General features: G+C 37.9%; 10 protein-coding genes and 1 pseudogene. 3 read left to right on the forward strand and 8 right to left on the reverse strand.

Annotated features, from left to right (window positions below; all coding sequences use genetic code 11):
* Positions 1-266: pseudogene (locus tag DI44_RS02585) on the forward strand (protein-glutamine gamma-glutamyltransferase); the annotation flags it as partial.
* Here the strand turns inward: DI44_RS02585 and DI44_RS02580 are convergent.
* On the reverse strand, positions 237-1145 hold the full coding sequence (locus tag DI44_RS02580; protein ID WP_033026097.1) for a DMT family transporter: 909 nt from the start codon (positions 1143-1145) through the stop codon (positions 237-239). The pseudogene DI44_RS02585 and the gene DI44_RS02580 sit on opposite strands and share 30 nt — an antisense overlap.
* A 126-nt stretch (positions 1146-1271) precedes the next feature.
* Between DI44_RS02580 and DI44_RS02575 the strand changes: the two genes are divergently transcribed.
* Entirely contained in the window at positions 1272-1949 is a 678-nt protein-coding gene (locus DI44_RS02575) for an MgtC/SapB family protein (RefSeq protein ID WP_011232387.1), read from the forward strand.
* On the opposite strand, the gene DI44_RS02570 is transcribed toward DI44_RS02575, so the two are convergent.
* The 7 genes from DI44_RS02570 to DI44_RS02550 all read right to left on the reverse strand — a co-directional run bounded on the left by DI44_RS02570 (position 1900) and on the right by DI44_RS02550 (position 10286).
* A complete protein-coding gene (locus tag DI44_RS02570) occupies positions 1900-3675 on the reverse strand; it encodes a recombinase family protein (protein ID WP_033026099.1) in 1776 nt (591 codons plus the stop codon). The two genes, DI44_RS02575 and DI44_RS02570, sit on opposite strands and share 50 nt — an antisense overlap.
* 82 nt (positions 3676-3757) lie before the next feature.
* Complete coding sequence (locus DI44_RS02565) at positions 3758-3967, reverse strand: hypothetical protein (RefSeq protein ID WP_033020377.1); 210 nt, start codon at positions 3965-3967, stop codon at positions 3758-3760.
* A 329-nt stretch (positions 3968-4296) separates the two neighbouring features.
* The gene (locus tag DI44_RS0117300) at positions 4297-5640 is read right to left on the reverse strand and encodes a restriction endonuclease subunit S (protein WP_128723159.1); all 1344 of its coding nucleotides are present in this window, start codon (positions 5638-5640) and stop codon (positions 4297-4299) included.
* A 134-nt stretch (positions 5641-5774) separates the two neighbouring features.
* Positions 5775-7796 (reverse strand): N-6 DNA methylase, encoded by a 2022-nt coding sequence (locus tag DI44_RS0117305; protein WP_033026104.1) that lies wholly within the window; start codon positions 7794-7796, stop codon positions 5775-5777.
* 341 nt (positions 7797-8137) lie between these two features.
* Positions 8138-8725, reverse strand: a complete 588-nt coding sequence (locus tag DI44_RS02560) for a hypothetical protein (protein ID WP_033026106.1) — start codon at positions 8723-8725, stop codon at positions 8138-8140.
* 206 nt (positions 8726-8931) lie between these two features.
* Entirely contained in the window at positions 8932-9666 is a 735-nt protein-coding gene (locus tag DI44_RS02555; RefSeq protein WP_033026109.1) for a hypothetical protein, read from the reverse strand.
* A gap of 125 nt (positions 9667-9791) precedes the next feature.
* Positions 9792-10286 carry a hypothetical protein gene (locus DI44_RS02550; protein ID WP_033026111.1) on the reverse strand — a complete coding sequence of 165 codons (495 nt, stop codon included), beginning with the start codon at positions 10284-10286 and terminating at the stop codon, positions 9792-9794.
* Positions 10287-10633: 347 nt separating this feature from the next.
* Between DI44_RS02550 and DI44_RS02545 the strand changes: the two genes are divergently transcribed.
* Complete coding sequence (locus DI44_RS02545; RefSeq protein ID WP_033026114.1) at positions 10634-10855, forward strand: hypothetical protein; 222 nt, start codon at positions 10634-10636, stop codon at positions 10853-10855.
* The last annotated feature ends 12 nt before the right edge of the window (positions 10856-10867 follow it).

Below are 10867 nucleotides of genomic sequence, written 5' to 3' on the forward strand. Positions count from 1 at the left end.
GTACTTTTTTCACCGGCCTTTTAGGCGACGGCTTCTTTTACGGGCATGGCATCGGCATTCAAACAAAGGAGGGCATCATCGCCGCGCTCAATCGAAAACGAAAGCGGGGAGCCACGAAATCCGCTTACCTGCTTCCCGATATCACGCAAGTCGATTTCGCTTATTTGTCCCAATTCGCCCGCGGCTTCGATGAATTCCGCCTGCCGATCCGCCGCTCTTCCTTTATCTTTGGAACGCTAGGGTCCGCTGCGTTCTTGCACCGTTAGCGGACCTTTTTCGTTTTTCTCCCACAAATACAGGGCGATTCCTGTTAAAATAAAAATACCGCCGATCCATTGAAACGGACGGATCGGTTCGCCAAACAGCCAGTAGGCCAAGGCGGAAGCGCCGATCGGTTCAAATAAAATCGCCATCGACACCGTCGAGGCGCTGACCCATTTGACCGCCCAGTTCATCACCGAATGGCCGAGCAGCGTTGGAATGACGGCGAGGACGAGAAAACAAAGCCAATCCGTCAGCTGATACGCCGTCAGCGAAAGGCGAAACAGCATCGCGTACAGCCACAACACCGCCGCGCTGATGCTATAGACGATATAGGTATACGTCATCAATGACAACCGTTGTCGCACCTCTTGGCCGAACAGCCAATACGCCGTGACAAACGCGCACGCAAGCAGCGCCAATCCATCGCCGTACAGCGCTTCCCCGCTGACGCGGAAGTCTCCCCAGCTGATGAGGATGCTGCCGATCATGGCCAACACCGCGCTCCCGACCGCGCCGACGGTCAACCGTTCGCGGAAAAACAACGCGCCGCCTGCGAAGGCAAACAGCGGCTGCAGCGTCACAAGCACGACCGAACTGGCGACGGATGTATAGTCGAGCGATTCAAACCAAAGGATAAAATGAAAGGCAAGCAAAACCCCAGAACAAAGCGAAAACAGCCAATCGCGCCGGGAGACGCCTCGGAGTTCGCTTCGATGCCGGAGGAACAACGGCGTCATGATGGCGACGGCCAAAAAGAGCCGATAAAAGGCGATCACCGCGGACGGCGCCTGCGACCATTTGACGAAAATGGCCGATGTTGACACGGCAAGCGCGCCGATGAATAGAGCGGCATAAGCCTTTGCTGTGCTTGGCGGCTTCATGTTTCTGCCAACTCACTTTCTACGAAAAGGAGTGTGCGCCCTGATCTACCACTTTCATGCGGAAGGGCGGACAAAAATGGTTCACGAACGTTTTCTTACATTATACCATGAACGAGGTGAGAAACGATGATGTTTGATCCGTTCCTCAAACTAGGGATTTCCGCCATTCTCGGGCTGATCATTGGGCTGGAACGGGAATTGAAGCGAAAACCGGTCGGTTTGAAAACGTGTCTTGTGATTTCCATTTCCAGCTGCTTGCTTACAATCGTTTCGATCGAATCGGCGTACGTCTTTCCGCTCAAAGACCATATTACGATGGACCCGCTTCGACTGGCGGCGCAAATTGTGTCCGGGGTCGGTTTTTTAGGAGCAGGCGTCATTTTGCGCCGCGGCAACGACAGCATCACCGGGCTGACGACCGCCGCGATCATTTGGGGGGCGGCAGGGATTGGAGTAGCGGTCGGCGCAGGCTTCTATTGGGAATCGGCGTTCGGCGTCGCGCTTCTCATTGTCAGTGTGGAACTCATTCCGTTTTTGATCAATTTTTTTGGACCAAAGCAGCTGCGCGAAAAAGAGGTGCTGTTGCAAATCACCGTGGCGGACGCCAAAAACATTACAAAGGTCATCGACCATTTAAAACAACAGGACATCAACATTAAAACGATGCGCATTAAAGACGTTGAAGAGAATGAACATTTGCTGAAACTAAGAGCCGTCATTGACCAAAAGCGCTCGACCGCCGAACTTTACTACGTCATCCGCTCCATTGACGATGTCGTGCACGTTGATATTGAAAGCGGGTGATCAAAAAAGGATTGCAATTGTCCGCATCCATATATATAATGGGACATGGACAGATCATCCATATCCTTTTTTGGGGCATTAGCTCAGTTGGGAGGGCGTCATTGTTAGAATGACTGCCCTCATTTACTAAAAATCGGTTCAAAGAGATTTTAAAAGTGATTTCTACCCGGTCTCTAAAAACAACGATTTTGTCAATTACTGTACTTAACATCATCTTCTTTTTTTCCACTGATGCCTTTTCAAATACTTCTCTCCATACAGGAATGTATCTCTGCAATTCCTCCATTTCAGATAATTCGACCGTCTTGGATTCTAAATCTAATTTTGCTTTGTTAATTGACTCTTCCAACTTCCTTAACTCATTTTCTTTCTGATTAATAAGGTCATTAACAACTTTTGCATCAAAGGAACTTTCCCCCATGATTATTTTGAGTGCTTCATCTCTTAATTTCACTAACGCAGAATTCACTTTGTCAAATTCGCTTTGGAGCTTTTTTAACGTTTTAACCTCTTTATCAGTATTGTGTTGCTTAAACTCTTGAATCTTACTAGTAAGGTCGATTGTTTCAAGTTGGTCTAAATAATCATAAAGTTCGTCAAGAACCACACCTTCAATCTTTTTCGGAGAATACAATGTCTGCCCATCGCAATCTACTTTTTTCTGCGCTTTACCTGAACATCTGTATTTAGCCTCACGCTTTACATATTCTGTTCCATCTTTACGAACATATTTCTTTTTATTATACGTTGTACAAAGTGGATTTCCACAATGTCCACATCTTACTAACCCCACAAGCAACAAAGAGCTTTTCGTAGTCGTAATAATACTTTCTTCTCCCCTATTTTTTACATTTTCAGGATTTCTCTTCTCACGTATACTCTGCACTTTATTCCACTTTTCCTCATCAATAATTACTAGTTCCTCTAATTTCTCTTTAGATACCACTTCTTTTTCAGTACCTCTTGCGTAAACCATGTAGCCTTTATACATTGGGTTCCTTAATACATTATTAACCGCTCCGGAAGTCCATTTTTTCCCTGTTTTTGATGGGATACCTTTTTCGTTTAGATATTGAGCTATCCTGCTTTGACCATATCCCTCCTCAAGAACAAGATCGTACATTTTTTTAACAATCTCAGCTTCTTCCTCATCAATTACAACCTTAAGTAATTCTTTTCCCTTTTTATTGAAAACCCCCGAATTAACCGTCTTGTAGCCGTAAGGCACTAGACCCCCTCTATAAATACCATCTTCCACCATTTGCGAATGCTTCTCGTTTACTCGTATTGACGTTTTTCTACTCTCTCCACTTGATTGCCAGAATCGAATATAATTAATAAGCCTATCAGCATGATCTTCTAGCTTTTGTTGCCCTTCTTTGACTGACCATACCTCTATTCCATTATTAATAAACCATTCAACTATGAAAGGAGTCTCATCATCTCTCCTACCCAGACGGTCAAACATAAATACTAAAAGAACATCAAACAAACCTTTTTCGGCATCTTCTTTTGCACGTTGAATAGCATCCCTTTTACTTGCGGATACCTTAAACCCTGAAACACCTTTTTCGATATATTCTTCTACCAATTCCCAATTACCCTGCTTCTCGATGAAAGACCTGCAAGCATTTCGCTGCATAGGAATATCATCACCATCGAGCTGTCCTTTTGTCGATACCCTGTAAAGCGTAGCAACTCTTTTCTTCACACCATCCATTACCATTCAAATACCACCCTTAACTTTATATTTCATTTTATAGTTGTTAGTTACACTACCTTTGTGTTAACTCGCTACCTAGACCATGTCAATTGTTTGATTCTGTTTTCTGCCTTATATATTCTTGGGTTAACATTTCCAATAACTCTCTTTCCGCATTGACATTACTTTCTATGAACTTTACCACAACCCACATTCCATGCTTCTCATTAAATCTTTTAACACCGATGACTTCATCATTTTCGATGATTGGTAAATATTTTTGACCATCAATAACAACAGCTTCTAAAGTAGACATGTGACCATCACCCCATACCGAAAATTAGGGATTGACCCCATGCCCGTATAAAAAATCTCTTGGTGCAGGTCTTGAATTTTAGGATAAAAGCAGACGTTTTTAAAATATTTGTACCTTTTGTTTTCAGATGTCCTTAAAAGGTATTAATTACCCCCAACTAGAGTCAATATGTTCCAGAAAGTACTTAATGTTTCTTACTTACTCAGTAAAAAGACAAAAAAAATAGCACCTAATCTTCCAGCTGACCTGTACAAGGTCAGTTACTGGTCTCTTAGGTGCTAATTTTTTATTATGAGTCAAGACTTTTCAAGTTAAGAACCTTCTTTTAATCAAATCTTACTAAGATGATTATTAATGAAACTCATAGCAGTATCTTCATCTTGTTCAATAGCTATTTCTACAGCTTTTATAGCTACTTTTAATAAGTGTTTCGATTGTTGATTAAGCCTGAAACTTTCTTCAACAAGAGCTTCAATTTTTAGTTGTTTTTCAATATCAATAATCGGAATCAGGAATTCTGAAATATCTTTTGGATATATATATGGCTGTGCTGATGCACTCTTCCATTTTTCCGCTTGCAGTCTACCTAAAATTGAATTCAGAGCTATCCCTAGATAAATTGGATTTATTTTATCTTTATCAGCTCTAATAATAGTAATAAAACTCCCAGGCATGATTGGTTCTTCTAATAAATAATTATGACAATACCCAAGATTCGCCCCTACTGAATAATAGAGAATATCATATTTTCTAGCAACATATTCGCTATGTTGTTTAGCAAAATCTTCAGATGTAAAAGGTTCATCTTTAGAATCAAGAAACGAATAATCAATACCTTTGTCTTTAATCCATTTTTGTGAAAACACTCTTATAGTTCCATTTTCAACATAAGGGGGCTGTTTGCCATGATTAATAAATGTAACTAATTCAGAAACCTTTGAATGTCTAAACTTCTTTATATGGTTTTCTATTTCCTCATACTTTGGTTGATAATACTCTGCATCTAAACGACCTGTAGAAAGAAAAGAATCTTTAAAACTTTTTACATTTATAGATTTCTTACTTGGTTTAAAGTCACTTAGACCAACTTCTTCTAGAAGAATCTTTTCTGCTTGTAGATATAACTCTTTTGATTTAAATAAAGTATCTTCAGACCTTTCTACAACATCCTGAATACATTTGCTAAATTCATCTGAAACTAACGGTATTTCAAACCTCTCTATTTGTGATAAGAAAACATGTTGTTGTACACTACCTCGAGCTTCTCGCTTTAGGTAGTTTTGCCCGAATTTTGACATCAAAAAAGCATAAAGGTAGTAAGGGTTTAATTTTCCTTTTGTGTCTATTTTAGCAATATCTTGATTTGAATTTATTGGATATTTCCACTTCTTCGAAGCTATTGCAACATCCCCAATTGTTCCGGACATGGATAATAACACCATCTCAGGTTTAACTTCAGACTTCCAAAGTAATTTGTGAGCTTTTTCATCAATGTAAAGCATATCTTCAAAGTCTACTCGCCCATTTTTCATATTTACCCCTCGTATAAAGGGAATACCGTCTTCTACATAGGTGACATCATTATTTAATGAATATGCACCAAACGATCTTATTTCAACATTAAGGGACTTTAAATCAGTGAATTTATGTCTACGAACTATTTTCTCTTCCAATAAAAATTCCTTCTGAAAATAATTACTGTCGATTCTGAATACATCATTATTTTTCAATACATAAGATAGATTTACTTCACTTATTTCAAGCCCTTCCAACAAAGCTTTATATTTTGCTTCGTTGAAAGGGCTGTCTACTTTCCCACGAAAGACAGCCCTTCTTTCTTCGCAAACTCAATAAATGCTTCCGCTATACCATCTTGTGTTAACCCATCATGATTATATAAATCATGCTTTACAATAAGATGACCATGAGAGTCTAACAAATACTCCTCTAAATTATCATCAGAATTGTCTTGGACAGCATTCGGATAGTCTTTCTTACGTACGTAAATTTTATTACCACTATTATCTTTACTTGGCTCTTTCATCGTAGCAAAGAAAATTGGGTAATCGTCTACCTTCGGGCAAAGTTCATCATCCCATTTTTGAACTAGCAATACACTTGTTTTTGTACCGGTATGTGGTTTAAAAACGTTTCCGTGAAGCCCAATTACCGCCAAAATACGGCAGTGTTCAGCAATAAACTCACGTATATACTTATCACTGCTATTGTTTAACCTACCTTGTGGTAGTATAATCGCCATTCTACCACCTGGTTTTAAGAAGTCGAGGTTACGCTCAATAAATAATATATCTCTTCCTACTTTTGATTGATAACCTCCGTTAGGTTTTTTCGCTAATTCATATTTAGCAAGAATTCTGCTTTCCTTTATATCTCCTGCAAACGGTGGATTTGCCATCACTATATCAAATTTAAACTCCCTATTACTATTTTTATTAGCTCTGAGCTTCTTTAATCTTTTCCACCCTTCATAATAGATGTCTCTCCAATCTTCATCTTCTATTTTTTCATCCCATCGCTCATAATCCAATGTATTTAAATGAAGCACATTAGTTTGACCATCACCTGCAATGAGGTTTAATGTTCTACCTACTCTAACAGCTTTTTCATCAAAATCTATTGCAAATACTTTTTCTTTTACATAATCAATGCAACGTGATGGTTTAACCTCTGAAGTAAATAAATGACTTTTATCTAGTCCCTCATCCTCCAAGATTTGCTCCCATACATGGAAAATCGTATGTACAGGGAAACCACAGCTTCCTGCTGCTGTATCAATCATTGTTTCATGTTCTTTAGGGTTAAGCATTTTTACACACATATCAATGACATAACGTGGAGTAAAGTATTGCCCTTTCTCACCTTTACTACTTTTATTTATTAGATATTCAAATGCTTCATCTATCACATCTAGATTGGAATTAAACAGTTTTACGTCTTGTAACGATGCGACACATACGGAAAGGTGAGAAGGAGTGAGCATGATTTTGGAGTCCTCTGAGAAAACCCCCTCCCATTTACTTTTCGCTCTGTCAAATAAATCCTGAATTTTCGCTTTTAGTTCACTTTCTGTATACCCATAATTTCTAAACTCTAAATATCGATTTCGGTTTCTACCACTTTCCATCTCGTCATACAACTTTGTAAAAATTAATTTGAAAACCTCTTCGAATACATCAACGCCCGCATTTGCTAAAACCTCATCTTCCATTTCTAAAATGAGGTCTTTCAAAGATTTACGTTCAGTTACTAATTTATCTTTAGCAATAAGGTCGTCTATAGTCCAACGCTCTTCTAAAATGTCTGATAGTTTTTGGTCGGCTCTTGGTATAGTTGGGATATCCTCAAAATAATTAGGGTCTTTTCGATGGTAATAAGAAATGGAATCACCATTAGTCCAAACTCCTATTGGTGCTCCTGTAGCATTGCAATAAGATTTAAGCTGTTCTTTCCCTTCTTTTAACTTAGGTTTCTTCAACTCAACTATTATATATGGTGCTGTTACTTGGTCTTTATCAAAAATAACAATATCCGCTCGTTTTTTATCTCTTCCAAAACTAACTGCATACTCTAATTCCATTCTATCAGTAGGATAACCAAAATCCTTGGTTAACACCAATACATACAATTGTCGAATGACTTCTTCAGGTGTCAATTTGACATCCTTATTACGTACTAAACACTTAAAATATGGTACCTTTTTACCCCGAACCTCTTTAACAATGATGTTCTCTTCAATAAAATTTATCTTGTCTTGACTAAATTGCGTTAATTTATAGTTGGAATCCTTTAAAATGTCAGCTATTTTCATCTCGATATACACCTTCCATAACATTTTACATATTGCTTATTGCTGTCCTTTATTTTATCAAATATCGAAAGTAAAATTCCATTTCATTTATAACCATATAAAGAATCTAGTCAGCAATGGATTAAAGTATATCAAAAATGATAACTAGACAAGGAAAACGTTACTAATCTCTGTATGACCGTTACCTCAATCTGCAACTACTATATACCGCAACAAACATAAAAAAATCAACACCTATACCTCTAGCTAACCTTTATAAGGTTAGTTACCGGTTGCTTAGGTGTTGATTTTTTACTTGTTATGAACCAACGATTTTTTAGGTACCCCTTTATACATCAGCTCTAGTCTACTCTAATGATATCTCTTCCAACCCTACTCACAAAGATTTCATCGAACATAGCAACATTTGTTTCCTCGTTTAACGTATATGCAGAGAGATAACCCTGCTTTGCCATAAAGATTGTATACTCTACATATTCCTTTATCACTACCTCGCGAGGCTTATCCACTAAATCTGGATCAATGTAAATCGCTTCTTCAAAGATATCTTTCGGAACATACAAATAACTCTTAATTGGCACTACCTGCTCGAATGTATTTACTTCAAATTCGCTCTGAATATCCGGCTTTTTCCCTAACATGATGCATGAAAACAATACATGGTAAACCATCAACCCGTTTTGATCTAATTCATCTATTATTTCTTTGTCTCTGTCTGTTACCCCCTCTTGGACTATCATTGTCGGTCTTAAACTGTTGGTGACCACTATCTCTCCATTCTTAAAAGCATCTATAATACTTTCCTTGACACCTAGTGTCTTCATTATCTGCTCTGCTAACCTCAAACTCCTTGATGTGTAAGGTACTATTTTCGATACATCCCCCTTATTCCATAACCTCGAATCTCTCTTTCCAATCCTTTTTGGCATCCCTAAAACCTCCCTTAATTCGGTTCCTAACTAATAAAAACCTGCTTTATGCAGGTTTTTATTAGTTAACTACTTATAAAACAGCTCACGATTTTATTCTTAAAATTCGCTTATCTCTAGCGTTTTGAAAAATTTTTCGGGTATTTTTTGTTGAAATGCCTTTTTAAGAGCAAATACCCCTTTTTATAAGCGATGAACCACCGCTGCTAACGACCATAACTCCTTACAAATTCCTCTATTTTCTGCAGGTTTACTTTACCTTTATCAAAATCATATACTTTCCATACATCTATCGAAACCGCACCACTGTCGACTGCCTCTAATCGAGAAAAATACCTTTTTAAACCTTTTTCATACTCTGTGCGAGATAGCGATTGAGTTCCTAACTTGTACCCTTTAGACTCTGCCTCGCATCCATCGCATACATTAAATGGATTTGGTCCAGATGCGTAACTGATCTGCTTCGTGTAAATCGTGTCGCCTTCTAACTTTATTTCAAACAATCCACTGCTCCAACTATCTAGACCACTTGTGCCGTCTTCTCCGATAAATATGTAATGACCATTACCCCGATATAACGCTATGTTCGAATCCTGTACCGAAAACGCCCACATTCCAATATGAAAACGAGTCTTGCTCTCAATAGGTGCGCCCGATATACCTGCACCTTTATGCTTTAAATGTACGATCTTGCCACCTCTTACAGTTATCGCTACATTGATCGGAGATGTTAAACGACCTACCGAACCGCCTAAAAGCTCTGGAATCCCATTTATATCTAAATCGATTAATACTAACTCGTCATTCGGGTCGAGAAATGTATCTCTGGATTCGAAGATGCTATCTAAATATTTCACATAAACACTCTGCCAACTTTCTTGAGGATGAAGAAACAACACCAGTGGCATTATCAAAAGCAATATAAGAAAAGACTTTTTCATTTTTACCCCCTCCCTTTAAAGACGTGTCTATGTTACCACGTTAAAGGGTACGGGCAAATAAAAAATAAAACCGTTCTGAAATAGAACGGTTTATATCACCTCCTCTGCTTTATTTTTTGCCTTCATCACACTAACAATTTTTTTAACTCTTTTAAATCAGACAAGTGTTTGCGAAGCTCTGCTTCCTCATGTTTATTAGTGACTACATTTAACTCATCTTTTATCTTCACTTCAGCAAATTTTATTGAAAATTCTGCGCCAATCTTTATTGCGTTACGTTGAGCCTCCTCAAACTGTTTTTGAGCATTCTCGAATTCTCTACTTATTCTCTCTAGACCAACCGTTAATGCTTTACGTTGAACCTCCTCGAAATTTGCTTTAGCATCACAATATTTATTGATTGCTCTTTGAATTCTCTTCAATAGTGCCATTAATTCATATATTTGTTCCTCCTCTTCTTTTATTTTGCGCATTAAGATACCACCATCATCAAACCCATTATCTTTAAGATATATTGCACTTAATGCTAATTTTTCTAGCCTATTTAACTTAAATGCTAAAAAATCACAACATTCTCCTGAATATTCAATTACTTGCAACATCATTTTGTTAAATTCCATTTAAACCCATCTCCCTTTTTATAGTTTTATTATTTGTTACATATTTTTTCGATATCTCTTGAATTTAATCTTGAAATAGAACCATCTCTTGTATTGTTTTAAAAATTTCATAAAAAATTTTTTAATGTCATAGAAAAAATCCCGAAGAACCCCCTTAACGATTTATACTCTTCCTATTCGAGAGTTACACTCTTCAAACCAACCACTACCTATCGCCCCTAAATAGTTCAACAAACAGCCTCTATACAACCTCTCTCCAAATAAAATGAACACCAAATTTATAGAAATGTTTCGTACTTAAACCTCATATCTATTAATGAAATTACAAATGAATGGAGGATAACACTATGAGTGAAAAGGAATTATTTGAAGTTGAGATTGAAACGATTAATAAGTGCTTTGAACAACTGGTCGACACTTTTAATAACTTCTTTCAAGGTGTCGAAATCAATGAAGCCCATATTGGAAGATTCAAAAAAGAACAAGGCAGAATGAAACAATTTGCTGATGGAATTAGTGCTCTTCAAAAACAATGGGAAGATTATCAACAACATATCATAGATCTGTAGATGAGCAAATTC

It is taken from the genome of Geobacillus sp. CAMR5420 (assembly GCF_000691465.1).
Lineage (GTDB): Bacteria > Bacillota > Bacilli > Bacillales > Anoxybacillaceae > Geobacillus > Geobacillus thermoleovorans.